Genomic DNA, 1,169 nt, shown 5'->3' with positions numbered 1-1,169 from the left:
TGAGTTAATCGAGAATAAAGCCTTATTCTCCAAGCGTTAACGGCACGATTTTAGTATAATCAATGCTATGAAAAAGACGCCAAATATCGACCCAGAAAGCCAAGATGTTGCCGAGCTACAAGCGATGGTAGCTGCTCTGATGTCGGAGAAAAATGAGTGGAAACAAGAGCGCCAATCGCTGCTTGAACAACTCAAACTCGCCTTCGACCGTCAGTTCGCGAAACGCTCGGAGGCATTAAAGCCTTACGATGAATCACAAGGTGACCTCTTCAACGAAGCGGAATGTGAAGCCGTTAAAGAAGACGAGGTTGAGGTGACAACCACGACCACAACGAAAAAGCGCGGTAAACGTAAACCTCTGCCTAAGACCTTGCCTCGTGAGGTTATCGAACTTGATGTAGACGACCATGAAAAGCAGTGCGCTTGCTGCAATCATAGCCTGCATAAAATCGGGGAAGACCGCAGCGAGAAGCTAGAGTTCACGCCAGCGGTACTCAAAGTGTTGGAATATGTTCGTCCTAAGTACGCTTGCCGCCAGTGCGAGAAAACAGGCGACAGCAGCCGAATCGTTCAGAAGCCATCCCCTCAGAGCCTCATCCCTAAAAGCTTCGCCACAGAAAGTTTGCTGACCAACATCATTCTTGGAAAATACCAATACGCGATGCCACTTTATCGTCAAGAATCGCTGTTTACCCAGTCGGGTATCGAGCTATCACGTACCACCATGGCTAGGTGGGTCATCCAAGTCAGTGAGAAGTTCGCCCCGCTGTATGCCGCCTTGAAAGAGCACCTACTTCAACAAGTGGTGGTTCAAGCGGATGAAACGCCGCTCAATGTGCTCAAAGAAGAGAAGCAGTGTTATATGTGGCTCTACTGCTCAGGCGCTGACTCACCCGAAGCGGCACTGCCGAATGTGAAAAATATTGCCTTGTACGACTATCAAAACAGTCGCGCGAGGGCGTGTCCCGTGGACTTTTTAGGTGACTACAACGGTTATCTACAAACCGATGGCTACGCGGCTTATGATGGACTTCATCACGTCACCAAGGTAGGGTGCTTAGCGCATGCTCGTCGCAAGTTCATGGATGCGAAGAAGCTTCAAGGGAAAGGTAAATCAGGCAAGGCTGATAAGGCGCTGGCTAAAATCCAAAAACTCTACGGGATAGAAT

Annotated in this window: 1 protein-coding gene; it reads left to right on the top strand. The window is 49.1% G+C overall.

Annotated features, from left to right (window positions below):
• Positions 1-67: 67 nt before the first annotated feature.
• Positions 68-1,169 (top strand): IS66 family transposase (tnpC, locus tag AB4263_RS22800; RefSeq protein WP_372098939.1); only part of this gene is annotated, 1,102 nt, incomplete at its 3' end.

This window comes from Vibrio sp. 10N.261.55.C5, from assembly GCF_041470505.1.
GTDB lineage: Bacteria > Pseudomonadota > Gammaproteobacteria > Enterobacterales > Vibrionaceae > Vibrio > Vibrio crassostreae_C.
Note: the sequence above shows the minus strand (reverse complement) of the source record. Positions and strands in the feature narration are given on the sequence as shown.